Origin of the sequence: Planobispora longispora (assembly GCF_016863135.1) — a bacterium.
GTDB classification, from domain to species: domain Bacteria; phylum Actinomycetota; class Actinomycetes; order Streptosporangiales; family Streptosporangiaceae; genus Planobispora; species Planobispora longispora.
Genome location: NZ_BOOH01000016.1, coordinates 248,671 through 269,005 on the forward strand (window position 1 = coordinate 248,671; position 20,335 = coordinate 269,005).

The following is a 20,335-nucleotide window of genomic DNA, read 5'->3' on the forward strand; positions in this document are numbered from 1 at the left end:
AGGTTGTCAGCCTTTTTTATTGCGCGCTTCTCCGAACATGCGGAGTGTCCGTGAAACGCCTGGTGGGCGGCTGTTCGCAATTCAGGAGATGCAGCGTCTCCGACCGGCTGGGATTCTCGGGTTCTGGGGTTCGTCAATTCACATTCAGCTCTTCCGGAGGGCCGATGCTGACAACTGAGAGTCAAACTCGTGAAGAGGTCGTTGCGCGTGTGACCGAGCTCGTGCCCGCGATCCGGAAGCACACGGCCTGGACGGAGGAGAACCGCCGCCTGCACGAGGAGACCGTCGAGGCGCTGGCCGGGGCCGGCGTGTTCAAGCTCCGGGTGCCGCGGCGCTACGGCGGCTACGAAGCCGACACCCGCACCCTGGTCGACGTGGCCGCCGAACTGGGCCGGGCCGACGGCTCGGTGGCGTGGACGGCCTCGGTGTACTGGATCCCGACCTACATGGCCTGCCTGTTCCCCGACGAGGTGCAGGACGAGGTGTTCTCCACCCCCGACGTCCGGATCTGCGGGACGCTCAGCCCGGGCGCGATGGCCACCCCGGTCGACGGCGGGGTCGTCGTCAACGGCAAGTGGAGCTTCATCAGCGGCGCGTGGCACAGCCACTGGCAGGAGGTCATCGCGGTCCTGATGACGCCGGACGCCGAGCCGATGCCGATCATGGCTCTGGTGCCGATGTCGGACCTGCGGATCGTGGACGACTGGCACACCGCGGGTCTGAGGGGCACGGGCAGCGTCACCACGATCGCCGAGAACGTGTTCATCCCCAGCGCCCGGATCCTGCCGCTGCCGGCCGTACTCCAGGGGGAGGGCGCCTCGGCGCTGAACGCCGGATCCCCGATCTACCGGGCTCCGCTGCTGCCGGTCGCGTCCGCCTCCTCGGTCGGCACCGTGCTCGGGCTGGCGAACGCCGCCAAGGAGACGTTCTTCGAGAGGCTCCCGGACCGGAAGATCACCTACACCCACTACGACAGCCAGGCCGCGGCCCCCATCACCCACCTGCAGGTCGCGGACGCCGTCATGAAGATCGACGAGGCCGCCTTCCACGCCCACCGCCTCACGGACCTCGTCGACGGCAAGGGCGCGGAGCCCTGGACCCTGGAGGAGCGGGTCAGGGCGCGGGCCGAGCTCGGCGCCGTGTGCAGGCTGGGGAAGGAGGCCGTGGACATCCTGGCCTCGGCCAGCGGCGGGTCGTCGATCTACTCCGACGTGCCGATCCAGCGGATCGCCCGCGACATCGGCGCCGTGAACATGCACGCGCTCATGAACCCGAACACCAACGCCGAGCTGTACGGCCGCGTCCTGTGCGGTCAGGAGCCCGGCACCCTCTACCTCTGACCCCGAGCCACATCCGATCCCCCGAGATCCGATCCCCGAGAGACGGAGCAGGAGCATGACGTCATCCGTAGTCGAGCCGGGCGTCACGGAGGCCGACAAGGCAGCCGTGGCATCCGTTCCGGCCGCCATCGTCAAGGCCTGGGCGGCCCAGGACGGCCGGGCCTTCGCCGAGGTGTTCACCCAGGACGGGAGCATGATCCTTCCTGGCGTCCACCAGAAGGGGCGGGAGGCGATCGCCGGGTTCATGACGGCGGCCTTCGCGGGTCCCTACAAGGGCACCCAGGTCACCGGTCAGCCGCTGGACCTGCGTTTCCTCAGCGACGACGTCGCCGTGATCGTCACCAAGGGCGGCGTGCTGGCGCCGGGTGAGAGCGAAGTCTCCCCCGAGCGCGCCGTCAAGGCGACCTGGGTGGTCGCCAGGGAGGACGGCGCGTGGCGCCTGGCCGCCTACCAGAACAGCCCCGCCGGGGGGAGCTGACGCATCCGATACCCGTATGCGAGCCCGGCGCGACGTGACCGCCGGGCTCGAACGCCGGAGGCACTGATGCGTGATGAGCCATCGGTGCCTTTCGCGTCGTCTATGCCCACGGCCACGGGGCGGGGAGGGCCCCGGTGGCGTGCGCAGCCGTGGAGGTGAATCGTGGACCTTTCCGTCCTTGGGATATCGGCTGAGGCGGCGGAGGTTTACCGCTACTTCCTGCGCAGCCCGGGCGAAGGCGTCGGCGGGGCGCGCCAGGCCCTGCAGATGGACCAGGACAAGCTTGAATGCCTCATCGAGGACCTGTCCAAGCTCGGCCTGCTCGACATCGCGGATCGTCACCGCGTGCTGGCGACCGAGCCGCGCGTCGGCATCGAGCGGCTCATCGAGAAGCGCATCGACCAGCTCAACACCGAGATCCGCCAGGTCCTGTCGGCGCGTGACGCCATCGCCTCGTTCGTGGAGGACCAGAAGCGGGGCGAGGACTCCGAGGCCGCCCTCGCCATCGAGCGCATCGAGGGACTGGACGAGGTCCGCCGCCGGATAGACGACCTGGCGTTCTTCTCCTACAAGCACGTGCTGGCCCTGCACCCGGCCTCCCCGACCGGCCTGATGGTGGCCGGCTACGTGGAGGCGGCCCGCAAGACCGACATGCGCAGCCTGCGGCGAGGGCTGACGATGCGCGCCGTCTACCATCCCTCGGTCCTGGCCGACCCGGTGCTGGAGGCCTACCTGTACGAGACGATCAGCCTGGGCGCCGAGGTGCGCATCACCGAGGAGCCGATGGACCGCATGATCATTTATGACAGCGTGGCCGTCGTCGCGATCGACCCCAAGGAGACCACCAAGGGCGCGCTGTTCGTCCGCGAGCAGGGACTGGTCTCCCAGCTGCACACGTATTTCAGCGGTGTGTGGCAGGCGGCCGTCGATCTGCGCGAGTACCAGTCGCCGAGCACCGACGGGCCCGACCTCACCGAGCTGGAACGGCGGGTGCTGACCGTGATGGCCAGCGCGGACAAGGACGAGATCGCCGCGCGTGAGCTCGACGTGTCCGTACGGACCTACCGTCGCTACGTCGCCGACCTGATGAGCCGGCTGGGCGCGGTCAACCGCTTCCAGGCGGCGCTCAGGGCGAAGGAGGAGAACTGGATCTAGGGAGACCGCGAGCGGACGCCCCGGCCGGGTACGGCCGGGGCGTTCTCCGTGTCTCCCCGCGGACGCTGTGAACCTGTGGACCCCGCGCGCCACCGGGGTATGTCAGGGGATCGTACGTATCAGGTGGGAACCGCCGACGGGTGCGTCCGACCCCGTCTCGCGGCCGGGAACGCCTTCCTGAACAGCGGTGACAGGAGGAGGGCCAGGCCCGTGCCGGCGAGCAGGGACGTGAAGATCCACTCCGAGGAGCCGCCGGGTCCGTAGACGCGGTTGGCGCGCCCCGTGTCGACCGCCGGCGTGGTCGCCCCGGCGGTCAGCGATTCGCGGCTGCTGCCGTACAGGGCGACGGACGGACGGACGGTCCGGCCGGCGGCGGACCGGAAGTCGCCGATCCAGGTGCACGACTCGTGCCCCGGGTGCTGGACGCAGTCCAGGGTCCTGGCCGTGAAGACACCGGAAACCCCATCGGCCCGCGCGGCACGGACCGCGGGGCCGATGTTCGGGATCGAGAGGTAGAGGAGAAGGATCCCCACCAGCGATCTGGCGATTTTCCAGAGCATCTCAGTGGGCGAAGGCGACGGCGCAGGTGCACGTGGCGGCGTCCCGGTCGGCGGACCGGGGACGGCGGTGGAGGATCATCGCCACGACCATGGGGACGAAGACGATGGCGTTGTAGAGCAGGTGCAGCTCCATGCGCGGCAGGAGGAGCTGGATGAGGCTGGTGGGCACCGGCTTGCCGAGCAGGTGGAGACCGCTGAGGTTCTGCATCAGCAGGAGGAAGTGCTCGAAGTGGTGCCACACCTGGATGCCGAGGGCGACGTTCCACCAGGTCCTGGAGCTGCCGGTGAAGCCCTTGCGCAGGGCGATGAACCCGGCCAGCATCACCAGGGCGTACCCGTAGTGCATCCACTCGGAGGTGACCAGCCAGGGGAACGGGATGCCGAGCACCCCCCTGGCCTGGGGCAGGGGCCAGTCGAGGAGATAGACCTGTACGGCCTGGGCGATGTGCTCCGCCCAGTGCGCGATGACGATGAAGAGGAATACACCCAGCGCCGTCTTGTGAAGATGGGAATTGAGAGACGACGAACGCCGGACGGATGTCGTTGCCATAGCAGATCCGATCGTCGGGAAAGTCGTGGGTGACCTGCTTTATCCTTGGCACGGCTGTCGTGACGCCGCATCTTCGGGCGTGCGGCACTCCATTCTCGGATGCGCGGTCATCGAAAGTGCTGTTTCAGGTGGGCGGTTTCAGGTGGGCGGCGCCGCGTTCACAGGTGGGCGGCGCCGCCCCGGGGGGAACACGCTAGACGTCGTCGGCCGCCACGTCGGCGAGCAGCCTGGCCAGCCCGTCGGGATTGGAGAACATCGGCCACTGCCCGGTCGTGAGGGTGCGAAAGTCCCAGCTCGGCTCGGCGCGCAGGGCCTCGATCTCCGGCGCGACGCGCCCGCCGAAGTGATCCTTCTCGCAGACCACATAGGTTCCCCGCAGTTTGGAGACGGGCTGGGACATCGTGACCGGTTCGGAGATCGTGCGTCCCGGATGGGCGATCATCCGGACCCGCAGGAACTCCGCCTGCTGCCGGGACAGGTCCTGCCCCTCGGCCACCACCGTGACGTCGGGTGGGGGCCACCGGCCGCCGCTCTCCTCGATCGTCTCGAGTTCGTAGTCGCGCACGCGGTCGGGGAAGGCGTCCAGCAGCGACTTGCCCTCGTGCGGCAGGAAGGCTTCGACGAACACCGTGTGCGCGACCCGCTCGGGGGCGCGGTCGGCCACCATGCCGGCCACGATCCCCGAATAGCTGTGCGCGACGAGATAGACCTCGTGCAGATCGAATTTGTCGAGGACCGCCAGCACCTCGTCGACGTGGGTCGTCAGGCCGATGTGCGAGACGTCGACGTCCGCGTCGTCGAGACCGGAGAGCGTGAACGTCCTGGCGTCGTGGCCGAAGCGCTTGAGTCTCTGGGCCACGCCGACCCAGGCCCAGGCGCCTGTCCAGAGGCCGGGAAGCAGAACGAAGGAGCGCTTCACAGACATGAGCTTCCTCCCTTAAGCGGCCGTCTGAACAGGTACTGCCCCGGAGCCGGGACGTCTTTCCTTCTGGGTGACATCCCGGTGGAGATCAGTGATGTCCGCCTGGCGGATGACGATGGGTCCCGTCTCGGACAGGACGGCGACGGCGCCGGTGAACTCGGAGCCGAGGTTGAGCGTCCGCAGCTGCACCTTCTCCGTGGGGATGTCCAGCGGCCAGGTGACGAGCCGGGGATTCTGCCCTGAGCCGCTGATGTGCAGCTTCTTGGGCGCGAGGCGGAGCCCGTGGCCCGTCATCTTGAGCACGGCCTCCTTCCACGACCAGTACTGGGTGAAGGCGGCGTGCTGCCGCTCCTCGGGAAGCGCGCGCAGCGCCTGCGCCTCCTCCGGGGAGAGCGCGAATCCCGTCAGCTGCCGGATCTGGTCGTTCAGCACCGCTTCGACGTCCACGCCGACCTCGCCGGCCAGGGTCAGCGCGACCGCGACGCGGTCGCCCGAGTGCGACACCGACACGTACACCTCGGTGTCCGTGTTGACGATCCGCGGCTTGCCGTGCAGCTTGCCGCAGTGCCGGCAGCTGCGGTCGACGGTCACCTCGCGGGGTTCGATGCCGAGGTGGGCCGAGACGGCCGTGCGGAGCAGCCAGCACCCGGCCAGATTCCGCCGCCTGTCCTCCTCCTTCCGGTACGTCAGAGCCCGCCGCAGTTCGGCGTTGGTGAGCGTCGAGGTGAGTTTCTCGACGGACAGCTGGGTGGGGTCGAGCCACCACACGCGGCATTCGTTGTCCCGCAGGTCGATGCTGGTCATGAGTCGAGTCCTTTCGATGCGTCGGAACGAGGCATGTCACGGCAGGCGACGAGTTCCCAGCCGGCGTTTTCCGGTCGCTTGAGGGCTGTGATCGTCTGAGAATGAATGTGGTTGATATCCGTATCCGCGCGGACGAGGAGGACGACCTCTCCGATGCTGTGTGCCAGGTCCTTCGTCCAGTTCGACGGCAGGGCCGCCATAATTCGGATACCGGCTATCGGCGAATTGGTCAGCGAATCTCCGCCGGTATAGCGGAATTTCAATTCCGCTACCATCTGGCGATCCCGTCGCCTTGACTGTCGATTGCATTGTCGGGCGCGATTCTTGGACTGATTGATCGGGCCATGTGATCTCCGGTTCGTTTGTCGGTCATTCGGTTTGACACAACAAACACTGCGGCATCTGCGTGCGCCGCACCAGAGAAGTCCGGGTCAATAAGCTGCCCGCCGCTGTCCGCTTCCTGCCAGCACCCCCGCGCGTGCCCGCGACCCCTCGCCGGCCAGGTTTGGCGGGCTCTCCCGGGATAGGGGTGAAGACCGTGTCCACTTCTGTCCACGCGGTCGCCGGCACGGCTGCGGCTGCCGTACTTCCCCTTATAAGGGCAGGTCAGATGGGGTTTGAAGGATACCGGCCGCCTCGGCGGAGCGCGCTGGATCCACGCGAGGGCAACGCATGCGCCCGGCCCGTGACAGGAAGCGGACACGGCCCTGCAGCATGCTGCCGCCGTTCCCTATGGATCCCGGCCGGCGGATGCCGCAGATTAGGTATTGCAACGAACAAACGCAGTCCAGAAAGGGACAAGAAAATGCAGAAGAACACCGCCTCCGCCGCCAAGACCACCTTCTCCGTCAAGCTCGTCGGTGCCCTGGCCGCCGGTCTTATCGCCGCCTTCTCCGCGGTCGGTTGCGTGGCCGTCGCCGAGCAGTCGCAGAACGTTTCCCATGTCCTCGCCGAGGACTCCTCGACCCCCGCCCCCACCCCCACCCCCACCGCCACCAACGCCAACGGCCAGTGGGGCTGATCCAGCCGCGCTAGAAGCGCTGAAGAAAAGCATGGGAAAAGCCCGGGAGAAACGTCCGGGAAACGCAAGGAAGCGCATTGTCCACCGCGTCGGCCACACTGCCGGCCATCAGCACGATCGGAGATGCCCCCCGCCCCGCCGGAGTAATTGACTGGTGGGATGAAGAAAGGGGTAACCGAATGCTTGCAAGCCTGACCGGCGGCATCCGACCGGTCGCGGCATCCCCCCTTCGCCCGGAACACTGGGGGAAGCGCCGATGAGCATCTCCGAACTCGATCTCGTCAGCCAGACTGATGCGGAGATCGACCTCAAACCCCCCACACCTGCCAAGCCGCGCGTCCCCACGATGGACGCCCTGCGAGAACGGCACGAACGGCTGCGGGACCAGATCGTCGCCGGCCGCCGGAACGCCGTCGAGCGCCAGCACGGGCTTGGCAAGCGGACAGCCCGAGAGCGCCTGGAACTCTTGCTGGACGAAGGATCCTTCGTCGAGATCGACATGTACCGCAAGCACCAGGCGCACGGGTTGCGCATGGAGGAGAACAAGCCGCACACCGACGGCGTGGTCACGGGAGCGGGCACCATCCATGGACGCCGCGTATTCGTCTACGCCCAGGACTTCGCCATCTTCGGCGGGTCCCTGGGGGAGGCGCACGCCGCCAAGATCCAGAAGGTGCTGGATCTGGCCATCTCGACCGGCTCGCCCTTCATCGGGGTGAACGACAGCGGTGGCGCCCGGATCCAGGAGGGCGTGATGTCCCTCAACGGCTACGGCGGCATCTTCCAGCGCTTCGTCCAGGCGTCGGGTGTGATTCCGCTGATCAGCGTGGTCCTCGGACCGTGTGCCGGCGGAGCCGCCTACTCCGCGGCGCTGGCCGACTTCACCTTCATGGTCCGCGACACGGCGCACCTGTACCTCACGGGCCCCGACGTCGTCGAGGCCGTCACCGGCGAGCGGGTCACGCACGGCCAGCTCGGCGGGACGGAGGTGCACGGCGAGCACTCCGGCGTGGCCGCCTTCGTCCACGACGACGAGGAGAGCTGTCTGGACGACGTGCGGTACCTCGTCTCGATGCTGCCGGCCAACAACATGGAGTCGCCGCCCCAGGGCGCGCCCTGCGGTGCGACGGCCGACGTGCGCCCGCGTTTCGCCGAGATCGTCCCGGTGGACAACAGCAAGCCGTACGACATGCGAGAGGTCATCGCCGAGCTGGTCGACGACGGCGAGTTCCTCGAGACGTACGAGCGCTGGGCGCCGAACGTCATCTGCGCCTTCGGCCGCGTCGACGGTCACGTGGTGGGCGTCGTGGCCAACCAGCCCCTGGTCCTGGCCGGCGTGCTGGACGTGCCCGCCCCCCAGAAGGCCGCCAGGTTCGTACGCTTCTGCGATGCCTTCAGCATCCCGCTGGTGACCCTGGTCGACGTGCCGGGCTTCCTCCCGGGCACCGACCAGGAACGCAGCGGGATCATCCGGCACGGCGCCAAGCTGCTCTACGCCTACTGCGAGGCGACGGTGCCGCGGGTCCAGGTCATCCTGCGCAAGGCGTACGGCGGGGCCTACATCGTCATGGACTCCCGCTCCATCGGCACGGACGTGTCGCTGGCGTGGCCCACGAACGAGATCGCCGTCATGGGCGCCGAGGGCGCGGTCAACGTCATCTACCGCAAGGAACTGGCCGCGGCCGGCGACCCGGCGGAACTGCGGGCGAAACTGGTCAAGGAGTATTCCGAGAAGCTGGCGCACCCCCACTACGCCGCGGAGCGAGGACTGGTCGACGACGTGATCGACCCGGTTCAGACACGCGTCGCGGTGGCGCGGGCGCTGGAGATGCTCAGCGACAAGCGCAAGCCGCAGCCCCAGCGCAAGCACGGAAACGTCCCGCTCTGATGCGGGACGTCGAGCAGCGGATCGCGGAGATCTGGCGGACGGCCCTCGGCGCCGGTCGCGCGGACGGCGACGCGGGCTTCACCGAGCTGGGCGGCAAGGGCATCGACGCGGTGCTGATCGCCGCCCGGATCCAGCGGGATCTCGGCGTCGCCGTCCGGCCCAGCGCGCTGTTCCGCCATCCCGGCCTGGCCGATTTCGTCACGCGGTGCCGTACCGCCGCCCCGGCGGCCGCGGACCTCTGGGACCACGCTGCGGCCTCGGCCCGGGGCTGACCCGTCAAGCAGGGAGAACGGAAGTGAGGGCTGAGATCCGTCTCAGCCCTCACCTGTCTGTGGGAAGAAGCGAAACGTGAGGCCGCCCAGCCCCTCATCTGGAGAAGCGGCGCTGCCACTCTGAGTCCAGGTCGTACGCATCGGCGGCGAGTGGGATGAGTTCGAAGTCAAGGTAGGAAGGCCGGGGCTCTACTCCGCTAACCGGGCTCGTTCCGATGCTCGTCATGCCCCGTGGAGCGTTCGTAGGCGATGCGCTCGCGCACCTGATCCCACGCGACGGGCAGCTGGGCGGCGGGCATCGTCCAGAAGATGAACGTGGACTCCCGCATCACGGCACGCTGGCGCCGCATGGTCGACTTGTGCGGTTCGGCGGAGGAGTAGGCGTATATGGAGGCCTTGTCGTTCCACGCGGAGACAGTCCAGAAGGTGCGCTTGAACAGCTCGGCCTTCAACGACACCCCCAGTGCGCCGGGCGCTCGCCGGGCCTGGCGGAGCAGCCTCAGCGAGGCCAGGAAGAATCCCGGCACCTGACGCAACGATCTGACCTCCAACCGCGAAGCCATGATCAACGTTTCAGGGTGGTCGGGAGCGCCGACACGGATCCAGGGCACGGTGGGCATCAGGAGAACCCTTCGAAGTGAGAGACATAACGGGTCACGCGGCTCTGACCTGGCGGCGGTAGCCACCGGGGGCGATGCCGTACTCCCGCTTGAACGCCTTGGCGAAGGCGAACTCCGTGCTGTACCCCGTCTGCGCGGCGACGGTGGCCAGCGGGATGTCGGAGTCCCGCAGGAGTCTGGCGGCCAGCGTCATGCGCCAGCGGGTCAGATAGGCCATGGGCGGCTCGCCGACCAGGACGGCGAACCTTTTGGCGAAGGCGGCGCGGGACAGGCCGGACCGCACGGCCAGCGACTCGACCGTCCACGCCGCCGACGGAGCGTCGTGGATCGCGGTCAGCGCGGCGACGACCGCGGAGTCACGCAGCGCGGCCGACCAGCCTCGGGCGGACGCGGGCTGCTCTTCCAGCCAGGCCCGCAGGATGTACAGCAGCAACGAGTCGATCAGGGCGGGCACGATGCCCTGCGAGCCGATGCGCGGATGGTCGAGTTCGGCGCTGAGCAGCTGGACCGCGGCGGTCAGCCCGCTGTGCCGCCCCTGCCGGGTGGACAGGTGGACCACCTCGGGAAGGTGGCGGAGCAACGGATGGGGCCGGGCCATGTCGAGGTGGTAGTTGCCGCACAGCAGGCTGGTGCGGGGCCCGCTGCCGTCCGGGCTCTCGGCGCCCAGCACGACCGAGCCGATAGGCGGCGCCTTGGTGTAGCGCTCCGGTCCCGGCACCTGCGCGGGAGTGGCCGGATGGTCGGCCAGCACGAAGCGGGAGCCACTGCGCAGGAAGACCACGTCGCCGCTCTCCAGCAGGGACGGCGACAGGTGCGGGGCGTCTACGGGCACCAGCCAGCACGAGCCGCGCAGCACCACGTGAAAGCCGGCGCCGGCGGTGGGCGGCAGTTCCAGCCCCCACGGCGCGTGACCGTCGGTCCGGATGGAGGTGGGACGCCCGGTCCGCATCGACTCCAGCGCCTCGGCAAGCAGATCCATGTCCTGCTTTATAGCGTCAGCACGAGTTTGCCCCGGACCTGGCCGGACTCCAGCACCTCGTGCGCCTTGCCCGCTTCCTCCAGCGCGAAGGTCTGCTCCACATGCGGGCGCAGCCGGCCGGTCTCGACCAGCTCGGCGATCGCCTCCAGCGCCGCGTAGTCGGGCTCGACCGAAACCCCGGCGAAACGCCTGCCCGCCGCCTCCACCTTCGCGGCCAGCTCGGCGTTCCCGTGCTCCATGATGCTGACGAGCACGCCGCCGGGCTTGAGTACGGCCAGCGAGCGTTCGCCCTGCGAGCTGGAGTCGAAGACGACGTCGACCATGTCCTCCAGGTCGCCGAGCACCTCGGTGAAGTCGACGGCCCGGTAGTCGATCGCCTCGTCGGCGCCGAGGGACCGGACGAACTCGTGCTTGCCGGCACTGGCCAGCGCGATCACGTACGCACCTTGGGCCTTGGCGATCTGCACCGCCAGATGGCCGACCCCGCCCGCGGCGCGGTGGATCAGCACCCGGTCACCCTGGCCGACCCCGGCCGCGTCCACCAGACCCTGCCAGGCGGTCAGCCCGGCCAGCGGCAGCGCCGCGGCGTGGACGTGGTCGACGGCGGCGGGCTTGCGGGCGACCTGGCGTGAGGGTGTGGCGACGTAGTCGGCGTAGCCGGTCGCGGCCCTGGGGAAGAACGGCATGCCGTACACCTCCTCACCCACCTTGTACCTGGCGCCGGGAGCCGCCTCCACCACGACTCCGGAGATGTCCCAACCGACGCCGAACGGCGGCTCGCCGAGCAAGGGGTAGGCGCCCGAGCGCACGGCGGCGTCCACCGGGTTCACACCACTCGCCCGCACCTGGATCACCACTTCGCCGGACAACGGCACGGGCCGTTCGACCTCGGCGACCTGCAGTACCTCGGGACCGCCGAAGGCGGTCTGGGTCACAGCACGCATGAGAGCACTCCTGATCAATGGGGTTGGTGCGATCAACGGTAGGCAGCCCGATAGGTTCACGGAATGGCCGCCCGTCTCCGGCGTATATCCCAGCGTCTCGCCCGGCCGAGACGGTGAGCGCCGCCTGCCGCCGCATGGCGGCTGACCCCCGTCGGGCGATTGCCCGACATGTCCTTGACGGGGGTCAGGCAACGGCGTCGCGTGAAGGGCGGCGCTCGATGTCGGAGCCGGTTGCCCCGCCGTACGTGGCGATCTTGTAGTCGACGGCGGCCAGCGACAACGTCAGCTCGCGCAGCCGCCGCACGATCGTGTCGCGATGCTCGGCCAGCATGGCCATCCGCTCGGGCACCGTGCGTTCACCCGCGTCGACCGGCTCGATGTAGTGCTGCAGCTCGCGCATGGGCATCCCCGACAGCCGCATCCGGGTCAGGAACACCAGCCGTCCCGGGCTGGGCGTCGCCGAGCGCGTCGAGGACCTTGGTCATCAGGTCGTCAGTGGCCGTGTCCGCCGGCCTAGACGGGCCGGACCGAGGCGGGTGCGTCGGCGAAGTCGGCGGCCTGGGCGACCTCGGCCCAGCGGGCGGTCTCGGCCAGGCCGCGCCGGTAGACGCCGGAGATGCGCTCGACCGCCTCGCGCCCGAGCGGCAGCCGCAGCGGCACCTCCTCGCCGTGCACGAGCGAGACGATGATCTCGGCCGCCCGCGCCGGGTCGCCTTCCTGACGGCCGTCCGTGCCGGCCATGTCGGCGCGCACGGCGGCCAGCACCGTGCGGTAGGTCTCCGACGGCTCGGCGAACTCCAGCACGTCGGCGCCGTTGAATCCGGTGCGGAACCGGCTCGGCTCGACGATCATCACGCGGACGCCGAACGGTGCGACCTCTCCGTTCAGCGCCTCCGACCAGCCTTCCAAGGCGAATTTCGACGCAGAGTAGGCCGACACGCCGGGGAAGGACATGCGCCCGCCCTGGCTGCTCATCTGCACGATGGTGCCGGATCTGCGGGTGCGCATGCCGGGCAACACCGCCCGCACGAGAGCGGCGGGGCCGAACAGGTGCAGGTCCATCAGCTCGCGCAACTGCTCGTCGGTGACCTCTTCGACCGCTCCGACCACGGCCCGTCCTGCGTTGTTGGCCAGCACGTCGACCTGTCCGAACCGGTTGATCGCGGCCTGCACGAGGGCGGGCGCTGCGGCGACGTCGCGGGCGTCGAAGGGGATGGCCAGGAAGGCGCCGGGGTGCGCGTCCGCGAGGTCGGCGACGCTGCCGGGGGTGCGCACCGCGGCCACGACGTTGTCGCCCGCCGCGAGGGCGGCCTCGGCCAGTGCGCGTCCGAGGCCGCGGGATGCGCCGGTGATGATCCATGTTTGTGTCGTCATGGATGTGACGCTAGGACTTCGAGCGCGCTCTAACGCAAATCGCCTTTTATTGGGCGATCTTCATGTCGATCGCGGTGAACCGCCCGACGTCGGCGACGTGGCCGCCGTCACCGGGATCGGCGACATGGCCCGAGCCGTCAGCGGAGCCTCAGCGGACCTGAAAGCGCCCGTCTACCAGCGCCTCGGGCTCAAGCCGACCTACCTGCCCCAGAAATCAAAAGTGAGGGCTGAGGTGATCCTCAACCCTCACGTAGTGAGAGAGTGCGTGTCCGAGGGGGGACTTGAACCCCCACGCCCCGTAAAGGGCACTAGCACCTCAAGCTAGCGCGTCTGCCATTCCGCCACCCGGACTTGGTGCCTGCACGAGAGACCGTCATCCCTCGTCGGCGGACCTAGGTTAGCAAACCTTTGGGGCTGCGTCATATCGGAAAACCGCCGGGGTCCAGGGGAGATGCCTGAGGAGGGTCGGCGGCGGCAGGATGGGGACGCAAGCCGTACCAAACCGAAGGAGTCGACATGGCCGTGCTCAATGGTGAGGACGAGGTCGTCGAGCTGTGCCGGGATCTCATCCGGATCGACTCGACCAACGCGGGAGACAACGCCGGCCCCGGAGAGCGGGCCGCCGCCGAATATGTCGCGGAGAAGCTGGCCGAGGCTGGACTGGAGCCGCAGATCCTGGAATCGGACAGCCGGCGGGCGAACGTGGTCGCCCGCATCGCGGGGGAGGACTCCTCTCGCGACGCCCTGCTCCTCCACGGGCACCTCGACGTCGTCCCCTTCCACGCCGGTGACTGGACCCACCACCCGCTCAGCGGGGAGATCGCCGACGGGTGCGTCTGGGGGCGCGGCGCGGTCGACATGAAGAACATGGACGCGATGATCCTGGCGGTCGTCCGGCAGCGGCTCAGCCAGGGGCGGCGCCCGCCGCGGGACGTCGTGCTGGCGTTCACCGCCGACGAGGAGGCCGGCGGGACGTACGGCGCGCAGTGGCTCTCGGAGAAGCACCCCGACCTTTTCGAGGGCTGCACCGAGGCGATCGGCGAGGTCGGCGGGTTCAGCGTCTCCGTCGACGGGGCGCGCAGACTCTATCTCATCGAGACGGCCGAGAAGGGCATCGCCTGGATGCGCCTGACCGCCCACGGCCGCGCCGGGCACGGCTCCATGCTCAACACGGAGAACGCCGTCACGGAGCTGGCCGAGGCGGTGGGCAGGATCGGGCGCTACGAGTGGCCGGTACGGCTGACGCAGACGGTGCGGACCTTCCTCACCGAGGTCTCCCAGGCCCTGAACCTGGAGCTCGACCCCGACGACGCCGAGGCGACCGTGGCCAAGCTCGGCCCGCTGGCCCGGATGATCGGCGCCACGCTCCGCAACACCGCCAACCCCACCATGCTGGCGGGCGGCTACAAGGCCAACGTCATCCCGCAGACCGCGACCGCGCACGTGGACGGCCGGTTCCTGCCGGGCTACGAGGACGAGTTCTTCGAGACGATCGACGAGCTGCTCGGCCCCAACGTGACCAGGGAGTTCGTCTACCACGACATCGCGATCGAGACCGGGTTCGACGGGCCCCTGGTGCGGGCGATGGCCGACGCGCTCGTCGCGGAGGACCCGGGCGCGCTGGCGGTGCCGTACACGCTCTCGGGCGGGACGGACCTGAAGGCGTTCAGCAGGCTGGGCATGCGCGGGTTCGGGTTCGCGCCGCTGCGCCTGCCCGCCGACTTGGACTTCTCCGGCATGTTCCATGGGGTCGACGAGCGCGTCCCGGTGGATTCGCTCCGGTTTGGTGTGCGGGTCCTTGACCGCTTCCTGGATGGCTGCTGAGACGTTCTCCGGAAACTCATTGCACTGACGCGACGTAGTGCTAACGTAACTCTCCGTCGAGAGGGCGGGTCGTGCGAGCACGGTCCGCCAGGAGCTTCGGGAGGTCGCGTGGCACGCATGCCGCACAGGTGGCGGGGGGCTCTGCCGTCCGCCGTCCTGCGGCGCGTGCCCGCGGCCGTCCCCTCCGGCGAGGCGATCTCCGCTCGGAGCGACCGGATGGCGCGGTTCGCGGCCGGCGCCCGGCGGATCGTCAGGCGAGCCCTCATGGTCGGCGGCATGGTCGCCGCCGGGTGGGTGCTCTCCGTCGTCTTCGGGTTCCTCGGCGCCGCTCCGGCGACCGCGGAAACCACCGCGGTGACAGGGGCTGCGGGCTCCGGTCCCCTCGACGGCGCCGCCTCCGAGTCGGCCCTCCAGGTCGATGATTTCCCCACGGAGGACGGCGATCTCTCGGCAGCGGGAAACGCCGAGGCAATGGCCGGGCGGGGCGTCGACGGGCTGACCAGCCAGTCGTCCCCGGTTCTCCCGGCACCCCCCACCGTCGACCACAGCGCTGGCGCCAACGGATTCGTGCCCCAGCCCGGCGGTGGATCCGGCCCCTCCGGGCCGGGTGTGGGAGACATCGCACGTTTCGTATACGACCCGCAGATGAGGGCAGAGCGTGCCCCGCGGGCCGTCGTGCTCCCTCCCGTCGTCCGCACAGCGGCGGACGACCCTTCCTTCTCTCCTGACTGATCCCGCCTCCTGCCGGCCTCGTCCTTCCCAGGACCGGCCGGCCGCCCGGAACGCGCGGTGGGTCAGTTCGCCCGCAGGCGCCGGTTCCGGGACGCGGGTGATGAGCAATTCCCCCCTCTCGTGACAGTGCCGGGCGTCCGCTGTGCGGTCTCCGGTCAGGACCGGTGCGGTCTTCCGAGTGAGACCTCGCATGCCCTCGCACGCCGTGCACGAGATGTCAGGTAACCCCCCCATGAGCCACAAGGAGTACTGAAACCATGCGTACATGGGCTAAGAGGACCACCCCTGCGGCGCTGCTCGCGCTGGGCGTCATGACCTTCGGCGGTACGGCCCTCGCCGACACCGACGGCGACCACTCCGCCGGCGGCGGCAACCAGGTCAACCTTCCGATCACCCTGCCCATCGACATCAGCGGCAACGCCGTCGGGGCCTTCGGCGAGTCGGACGCCGGCTCCCGCGGCGGGGCCTCCGCCGGGAACAACGGCGGGTCCGCTCCCTCCGGCAGGACCTCCGGAACCAGCAGCGTCGGCGGCGGCAACCAGGTGGACGCGCCGATCACCGCCCCGATCAACGCCTGCGGCAACGCCCTGTCGCTGTTCGGCACCTCGGACGCGAACTGCCGCGGCGGCTCCTCGGCCAACGGGTCGAGCCGGAGCGGCTCGGGCGGCACCACCTCCGGGCGCTCGTCCGTCCTCGGCGGCAACCAGGCCAACGCGCCGATCACCGCCCCGATCAACGTCTGCGGCAACTCCGTCGCGGCCTTCGGCGAGGCGTTCACGGGCTGCCGGGGCGGCAGCGACGCCGGGCAGGGCCGGTCGTCCTCGACCGGCGGCCGCACCGACGGCAGCTTCGGCGCCGGGAGCGGCAACCAGGTCAACGCGCCGATCGGTGCTCCGATCAACGTCTGCGGCACCGCGGCGGCCGTCCTGGGCGACGCCGCGGCCGGCTGCCTGGGCGGCCCCGGCCGGCCCAACCCCGGCCAGGGCTACGGCGGCAACAACTGGGGCGCCAAGCCCGGCAAGCACCACACCAGCGGCATGCTGCCCGCGCTGCCCGCCGTCCCGGCCCTGGGCGGCGTCCAGCAGACCGGCAACACCGCCCACCGGGCGAACGGCCCGAGCCTGCCCGTCGTGGGCGACGTGAAGGACCTGGCCGCGCTGCCCGCGGTGGGCGCCGCCGGCCAGGGAGTCCACCAGGCCAACTCGCCGCTGGCCCCGGTGACCGACCTGGCGGCCTCCACCCCGGTCGGGGGTGTCCTGCCCCTCGGTGAGGCCGGCCTGATGAGCGCCGCCCAGCCGGTGGGGGTGGCCGGAATGAACTCCGGCTCCCTGCTCGCCCTGGTGTTCGGCGGCCTGGCCACCGTCTCCGCCGCCATGTTCTCGATCACTCGCCGGGCCCGCTTCGGCAAGAAGTGACGTCCCCGATCGCCGGGCGGCCGGGCGAACCGGCCGGACGGGCGGGCTGACCCGCGGACCGTGGATGGAGCGGCCCGGGGGCATGCGCACCGTCAGTCACGCGCCCTGCGGTCATACGCACCGATAGTCAGGTCCCGCGCCAGGCGGGCGGGGTGACAGCCGGTCACCCCGCCCGGGCGCGGGACCTTCCCGCTGTCGGCCGTGTCCGATTCCGGACAGGCCGGACGGGGTCACATCGTCTTGACCGCACGTATGATCTTTCGGCGCAGCCGGACATCCCGGCGACCGTCCGGGTAAAGCCGCAGGCGGTCGAGCTCCCATCCGCCGTATTCTGCGTGTTCGGTCAGGATCTGTCGTGCCACGTCCCTGGATGTTCCGCGCGGGAGATGGAGAACCAAGTAGGAGTAGGTGAGCACAGCGGTTAGTCTCCGAGGGGTGGGCTGGGGGACGTCGGCACTCATTGGGCTTTATTCTGCGTCCTTGCGGCTTTCCTTGGGAGTGTCCCCGATCCGTATCGGGTAGCCCTGAGGGAAAGTTAACGGGGAACGGATGCGAACAGCGAGGTAGGAAGCAGCGTGCCAGCCAAGAACGGCAGTGGCGGCGGAACCCGCCTGGTGATCGTCGAGTCGCCCTCCAAGGCGAAGACCATCGCCGGGTACCTCGGCCGTGGCTACGTCGTCGAGTCCAGCATCGGGCATATCCGCGACCTCCCCCAGAAGGCCGACGACATCCCCGACAAGGACCGGAGCAAGCCCTGGGCCCGTCTGGGGGTGAACGTCGACGGCAACTTCGAGCCGCTCTACATCATCAACCCGGACAAGCACGCGCAGGTGAGGAAGCTCAGGGAACTGCTCAAGGACGCCGACGAGCTCTACCTCGCCACCGACGAGGACCGGGAGGGCGAGGCGATCGCCTGGCACCTCCGCGAGGTGCTCAAGCCCAAGGTGCCCGTGCACCGCATGGTGTTCCACGAGATCACTCCCCGGGCGATCCAGGAGGCGGTGGCCAACCCGCGCGACCTGAACCTGCGGCTGGTCGACGCCCAGGAGACCCGGCGCATCCTCGACCGCCTCTACGGCTACGAGGTCAGCCCGGTCCTGTGGAAGAAGGTCAAGCCCCGCCTGTCCGCCGGCCGCGTGCAGTCGGTGGCGACCCGGCTGGTCGTGGAGCGCGAGCGCGAGCGCCTGGCGTTCACCAGCGCGAGCTACTGGGACCTTCAGGCGCTGTTCGACACCGGCCGCGACGAGGTCCCGCGCGAGTTCACCGCCATGCTGACCGGGGTGGGCGGCAAGCGCGTCGCCCAGGGCCGCGACTTCGCCACCGACGGCACGTTGAAGAGCGCCGGGGTGCTCCACCTGAACGAGGAGGCCGCGCGGGCCCTGGCCGGCCGGCTGGCCGGTACGGCGTACGCCGTCGTCTCCGTCGAGCGCAAGCCGTACACCCGCAAGCCCTACGCGCCGTTCCGCACGACCACGCTGCAGCAGGAGGCCAGCCGGAAGCTGGGCTACTCCGCGAAGACGACCATGCAGATCGCCCAGCGGCTCTACGAGAACGGCTTCATCACCTACATGCGAACCGACAGCACCACGCTGTCGGAGACCGCCGTGGCCGCCGCCCGCAGCCAGGCCGTCAAGCTGTACGGCGCGGCGTACGTGCCCGACAAGCCGCGCGTCTACGCCAGCAAGGTGAAGAACGCGCAGGAGGCGCACGAGGCGATCCGCCCCTCGGGCGAGGAGTTCCGCACGCCGGGCGAGACCGGGCTGAGCGGCGACATGTTCCGGCTGTACGAGCTGATCTGGCAGCGCACCGTCGCCTCCCAGATGAAGGACGCGGTCGGCGAGTCGGTCATCGTCAAGGTGGGCGGCGACTCCAGCGCGGGCGAGCGGGTCGAGTTCACCGCCTCCGGCCGGACGATCACCTTCCACGGCTTCCTCAAGGCGTACGTCGAGGGCGCGGACGACCCGGCGACCGACCGCGACGACTCCGAGAAGCGCCTGCCCGAGCTGGCCGAGGGCGACCGGCTCACCGCGGCCGAGCTCACCGCGCTCTCGCACGCGACCAAGCCGCCCGCGCGCTACACCGAGGCCTCGCTCATCAAGGAGCTGGAGGACCGCGAGATCGGCCGGCCGTCGACCTACGCGTCGATCATCGGGACGATCCTCGACCGCGGCTACGTGTTCAAGAAGGGCACCGCGCTGGTGCCGTCCTTCCTGGCGTTCGCGGTGGTCAACCTGCTGGAGCAGCACTTCGGCCACCTCGTCGACTACGACTTCACCGCGGACATGGAGAAGGTCCTCGACGACATCGCCAACGACCGGGCGGAGCGGGTGCCGGAGCTGCGCCGCTTCTACTTCGGCGAGGAGGGCGACGAGGGCCTGAAGGAGCTGGTCACCGACCTCGGCGAGATCGACGCCAAGGAGATCAGCTCCTTCCCGATCAGGGGCACCGACATCATGATCCGGGTCGGCCGCTACGGCCCCTACCTGGACCGCGACGGTGCCAGGGTGAACATCCCCGAGGACCTGGCGCCCGACGAGCTGACCGCCGAGAAGGCCGAGGAGCTGTTCGCCCGCCCGAGCGGGGAGCGGGAGCTGGGCCGCGACCCGGTCACCGGCCACATGATCGTGGCCAAGGACGGCCGGTACGGGCCCTACGTCACGGAGATCCTCCCCGAGGAGGCCCCGCCGGCCGAGGGCGCGGCCAAGCGGCGGACGAAGAAGGCCGACGCCCCCAAGCCGCGCATCAGCTCGCTGTTCAAGACGATGTCGCTGGACACCGTCACGCTCGAGGACGCCCTGAACCTGCTCTCGCTGCCCAGGACGGTCGGAGAGATCGACGGCGAGGAGGTCACGGCGCAGAACGGCAAGTTCGGCCCCTACATCAAGAAGGGCACGGACTCGCGGTCGCTGACCTCGGAGGAGGCGCTGCTCACGGTCACGATCGAGCAGGCCAAGGAGCTGTTCGCCCAGCCCAAGACCCGGGGCCGCCGGGCCGCCGCGGCGCCTCCCCTGCGCGAGCTGGGACAGGATCCGGTCTCCGGCAAGCCGATCGTGGTCAAGGAGGGCCGCTTCGGGCCGTACGTGACCGACGGCGAGACCAACGCCTCGCTGCGCAAGGGCGACGAGGTCGAGCAGATCACCACCGAGCGGGCCGCCGAGCTCCTGGCGGACCGCCGGGCCCGGGGCCCGGCGGCCAAGAAGCCGCGCACCACCCGCGCCGCGGCGGCCAAGAGCACCACGGCCGCCAAGAGCACCACGGCCGCCAAGAGCACCACGGCTACCAAGACGACCAAGACCGCCAAGGCCGGCACGGGAACCAAGACCGCCACCGGCGGCAAGAGCACCAAGGCCTGACGCGCGGGACCGCGCCGGTCGAGCGCCGGCGGCGGTCTGATGTCAGGACGCCGGCCGCGGTCTGATGTCCAGGACTCGCGTGCCGGCCGTGCGGACCGCCGAGG

The 20,335-nt window shown here is 69.7% G+C and carries 21 protein-coding genes and 1 tRNA gene; 10 read left to right on the forward strand and 12 right to left on the reverse strand.

Annotated features, from left to right (window positions below):
- Window positions 1–164 precede the first annotated feature (164 nt).
- From Plo01_RS09600 to Plo01_RS09610, 3 genes are all read left to right on the forward strand, one after another.
- The gene (locus tag Plo01_RS09600; protein WP_203890158.1) at window positions 165–1,340 is read left to right on the forward strand and encodes an acyl-CoA dehydrogenase family protein; all 1,176 of its coding nucleotides are present in this window, start codon (window positions 165–167) and stop codon (window positions 1,338–1,340) included.
- A gap of 55 nt (window positions 1,341–1,395) precedes the next feature.
- Window positions 1,396–1,818, forward strand: a complete 423-nt coding sequence (locus tag Plo01_RS09605) for an SgcJ/EcaC family oxidoreductase (RefSeq protein WP_203890159.1) — start codon at window positions 1,396–1,398, stop codon at window positions 1,816–1,818.
- 162 nt (window positions 1,819–1,980) lie between these two features.
- The gene (locus Plo01_RS09610; RefSeq protein ID WP_203890160.1) at window positions 1,981–2,973 is read left to right on the forward strand and encodes a helix-turn-helix domain-containing protein; all 993 of its coding nucleotides are present in this window, start codon (window positions 1,981–1,983) and stop codon (window positions 2,971–2,973) included.
- A 119-nt stretch (window positions 2,974–3,092) separates the two neighbouring features.
- Here the strand turns inward: Plo01_RS09610 and Plo01_RS09615 are convergent, their stop codons facing one another.
- The 5 genes from Plo01_RS09615 to Plo01_RS09635 all read right to left on the reverse strand — a co-directional run bounded on the left by Plo01_RS09615 (window position 3,093) and on the right by Plo01_RS09635 (window position 6,084).
- Window positions 3,093–3,506: a hypothetical protein gene (locus Plo01_RS09615; protein ID WP_203890161.1), complete on the reverse strand. Its 414-nt coding sequence runs from the start codon at window positions 3,504–3,506 to the stop codon at window positions 3,093–3,095.
- Window positions 3,507–3,534: 28 nt separating this feature from the next.
- Window positions 3,535–4,083, reverse strand: coding sequence for a hypothetical protein (locus Plo01_RS09620; protein WP_203890162.1), 549 nt, complete (start codon window positions 4,081–4,083; stop codon window positions 3,535–3,537).
- Window positions 4,084–4,276: 193 nt separating this feature from the next.
- On the reverse strand, window positions 4,277–5,008 hold the full coding sequence (locus tag Plo01_RS09625; protein ID WP_203890163.1) for an alpha/beta fold hydrolase: 732 nt from the start codon (window positions 5,006–5,008) through the stop codon (window positions 4,277–4,279).
- Window positions 5,009–5,020: 12 nt separating this feature from the next.
- Window positions 5,021–5,809: a 4'-phosphopantetheinyl transferase family protein gene (locus tag Plo01_RS09630; RefSeq protein WP_203890164.1), complete on the reverse strand. Its 789-nt coding sequence runs from the start codon at window positions 5,807–5,809 to the stop codon at window positions 5,021–5,023.
- Window positions 5,806–6,084 (reverse strand): hypothetical protein, encoded by a 279-nt coding sequence (locus tag Plo01_RS09635; protein WP_203890165.1) that lies wholly within the window; start codon window positions 6,082–6,084, stop codon window positions 5,806–5,808. Before Plo01_RS09635 ends, Plo01_RS09630 begins: the two co-directional genes overlap by 4 nt.
- 530 nt (window positions 6,085–6,614) lie before the next feature.
- Between Plo01_RS09635 and Plo01_RS09640 the strand changes: the two genes are divergently transcribed.
- The 3 genes from Plo01_RS09640 to Plo01_RS09650 all read left to right on the forward strand — a co-directional run bounded on the left by Plo01_RS09640 (window position 6,615) and on the right by Plo01_RS09650 (window position 8,990).
- Complete coding sequence (locus Plo01_RS09640; RefSeq protein WP_203890166.1) at window positions 6,615–6,830, forward strand: hypothetical protein; 216 nt, start codon at window positions 6,615–6,617, stop codon at window positions 6,828–6,830.
- Between the two features lie 256 nt (window positions 6,831–7,086).
- The gene (locus Plo01_RS09645; RefSeq protein WP_203890167.1) at window positions 7,087–8,718 is read left to right on the forward strand and encodes an acyl-CoA carboxylase subunit beta; all 1,632 of its coding nucleotides are present in this window, start codon (window positions 7,087–7,089) and stop codon (window positions 8,716–8,718) included.
- Window positions 8,718–8,990 carry a phosphopantetheine-binding protein gene (locus Plo01_RS09650; protein ID WP_203890168.1) on the forward strand — a complete coding sequence of 91 codons (273 nt, stop codon included), beginning with the start codon at window positions 8,718–8,720 and terminating at the stop codon, window positions 8,988–8,990. Before Plo01_RS09645 ends, Plo01_RS09650 begins: the two co-directional genes overlap by 1 nt.
- Before the next feature lie 197 nt (window positions 8,991–9,187).
- Here Plo01_RS09650 and Plo01_RS09655 read toward each other — a convergent pair whose 3' ends face one another.
- From Plo01_RS09655 to Plo01_RS09680, 6 genes are all read right to left on the reverse strand, one after another.
- Window positions 9,188–9,553 (reverse strand): hypothetical protein, encoded by a 366-nt coding sequence (locus Plo01_RS09655; protein ID WP_203890169.1) that lies wholly within the window; start codon window positions 9,551–9,553, stop codon window positions 9,188–9,190.
- A 91-nt stretch (window positions 9,554–9,644) separates the two neighbouring features.
- A complete protein-coding gene (locus Plo01_RS09660) occupies window positions 9,645–10,589 on the reverse strand; it encodes an AraC family transcriptional regulator (protein WP_203890170.1) in 945 nt (314 codons plus the stop codon).
- An 8-nt stretch (window positions 10,590–10,597) separates the two neighbouring features.
- Window positions 10,598–11,533: an NADP-dependent oxidoreductase gene (locus Plo01_RS09665; RefSeq protein WP_203890171.1), complete on the reverse strand. Its 936-nt coding sequence runs from the start codon at window positions 11,531–11,533 to the stop codon at window positions 10,598–10,600.
- Window positions 11,534–11,717: 184 nt separating this feature from the next.
- On the reverse strand, window positions 11,718–11,969 hold the full coding sequence (locus Plo01_RS09670) for a MerR family transcriptional regulator (RefSeq protein WP_373871674.1): 252 nt from the start codon (window positions 11,967–11,969) through the stop codon (window positions 11,718–11,720).
- 77 nt (window positions 11,970–12,046) lie between these two features.
- A complete protein-coding gene (locus Plo01_RS09675) occupies window positions 12,047–12,907 on the reverse strand; it encodes an SDR family NAD(P)-dependent oxidoreductase (protein WP_203890173.1) in 861 nt (286 codons plus the stop codon).
- A 266-nt stretch (window positions 12,908–13,173) separates the two neighbouring features.
- Window positions 13,174–13,258 (reverse strand) — tRNA-Leu (locus Plo01_RS09680).
- Between the two features lie 165 nt (window positions 13,259–13,423).
- Here Plo01_RS09680 and Plo01_RS09685 point away from each other — a divergent pair.
- From Plo01_RS09685 to Plo01_RS09695, 3 genes are all read left to right on the forward strand, one after another.
- A complete protein-coding gene (locus Plo01_RS09685) occupies window positions 13,424–14,731 on the forward strand; it encodes a M20/M25/M40 family metallo-hydrolase (protein WP_203890174.1) in 1,308 nt (435 codons plus the stop codon).
- A gap of 117 nt (window positions 14,732–14,848) precedes the next feature.
- Window positions 14,849–15,463: a hypothetical protein gene (locus Plo01_RS09690; RefSeq protein WP_239316093.1), complete on the forward strand. Its 615-nt coding sequence runs from the start codon at window positions 14,849–14,851 to the stop codon at window positions 15,461–15,463.
- 257 nt (window positions 15,464–15,720) lie between these two features.
- Window positions 15,721–16,878, forward strand: coding sequence for a chaplin family protein (locus tag Plo01_RS09695; protein ID WP_203890176.1), 1,158 nt, complete (start codon window positions 15,721–15,723; stop codon window positions 16,876–16,878).
- 230 nt (window positions 16,879–17,108) lie between these two features.
- On the opposite strand, the gene Plo01_RS09700 is transcribed toward Plo01_RS09695, so the two are convergent.
- On the reverse strand, window positions 17,109–17,339 hold the full coding sequence (locus Plo01_RS09700; protein ID WP_444980758.1) for a DUF5703 family protein: 231 nt from the start codon (window positions 17,337–17,339) through the stop codon (window positions 17,109–17,111).
- A 114-nt stretch (window positions 17,340–17,453) separates the two neighbouring features.
- On the opposite strand from Plo01_RS09700, the gene topA reads away from it, so the two are divergent.
- Window positions 17,454–20,231, forward strand: coding sequence for a type I DNA topoisomerase (gene topA, locus Plo01_RS09705; RefSeq protein ID WP_203890177.1), 2,778 nt, complete (start codon window positions 17,454–17,456; stop codon window positions 20,229–20,231).
- The last annotated feature ends 104 nt before the right edge of the window (window positions 20,232–20,335 follow it).

Coding starts and splice junctions, on each gene's coding strand:
- Plo01_RS09620 (WP_203890162.1), bottom strand. CDS start 4,083: ATGGCAACGACATCCGTCCGGCGTTCGTCGTCTCTCAATTCCCATCTT.
- Plo01_RS09690 (WP_239316093.1), top strand. CDS start 14,849: ATGCCGCACAGGTGGCGGGGGGCTCTGCCGTCCGCCGTCCTGCGGCGC.
- Plo01_RS09665 (WP_203890171.1), bottom strand. CDS start 11,533: ATGCGTGCTGTGACCCAGACCGCCTTCGGCGGTCCCGAGGTACTGCAG.
- Plo01_RS09645 (WP_203890167.1), top strand. CDS start 7,087: ATGAGCATCTCCGAACTCGATCTCGTCAGCCAGACTGATGCGGAGATC.
- Plo01_RS09600 (WP_203890158.1), top strand. CDS start 165: ATGCTGACAACTGAGAGTCAAACTCGTGAAGAGGTCGTTGCGCGTGTG.
- Plo01_RS09700 (WP_444980758.1), bottom strand. CDS start 17,339: ATGAGTGCCGACGTCCCCCAGCCCACCCCTCGGAGACTAACCGCTGTG.
- Plo01_RS09640 (WP_203890166.1), top strand. CDS start 6,615: ATGCAGAAGAACACCGCCTCCGCCGCCAAGACCACCTTCTCCGTCAAG.
- Plo01_RS09655 (WP_203890169.1), bottom strand. CDS start 9,553: ATGGCTTCGCGGTTGGAGGTCAGATCGTTGCGTCAGGTGCCGGGATTC.
- Plo01_RS09660 (WP_203890170.1), bottom strand. CDS start 10,589: ATGGATCTGCTTGCCGAGGCGCTGGAGTCGATGCGGACCGGGCGTCCC.
- Plo01_RS09695 (WP_203890176.1), top strand. CDS start 15,721: ATGCGTACATGGGCTAAGAGGACCACCCCTGCGGCGCTGCTCGCGCTG.
- Plo01_RS09635 (WP_203890165.1), bottom strand. CDS start 6,084: ATGGTAGCGGAATTGAAATTCCGCTATACCGGCGGAGATTCGCTGACC.
- Plo01_RS09650 (WP_203890168.1), top strand. CDS start 8,718: ATGCGGGACGTCGAGCAGCGGATCGCGGAGATCTGGCGGACGGCCCTC.
- Plo01_RS09685 (WP_203890174.1), top strand. CDS start 13,424: ATGGCCGTGCTCAATGGTGAGGACGAGGTCGTCGAGCTGTGCCGGGAT.
- Plo01_RS09630 (WP_203890164.1), bottom strand. CDS start 5,809: ATGACCAGCATCGACCTGCGGGACAACGAATGCCGCGTGTGGTGGCTC.
- Plo01_RS09625 (WP_203890163.1), bottom strand. CDS start 5,008: ATGTCTGTGAAGCGCTCCTTCGTTCTGCTTCCCGGCCTCTGGACAGGC.
- Plo01_RS09605 (WP_203890159.1), top strand. CDS start 1,396: ATGACGTCATCCGTAGTCGAGCCGGGCGTCACGGAGGCCGACAAGGCA.
- Plo01_RS09675 (WP_203890173.1), bottom strand. CDS start 12,907: ATGACGACACAAACATGGATCATCACCGGCGCATCCCGCGGCCTCGGA.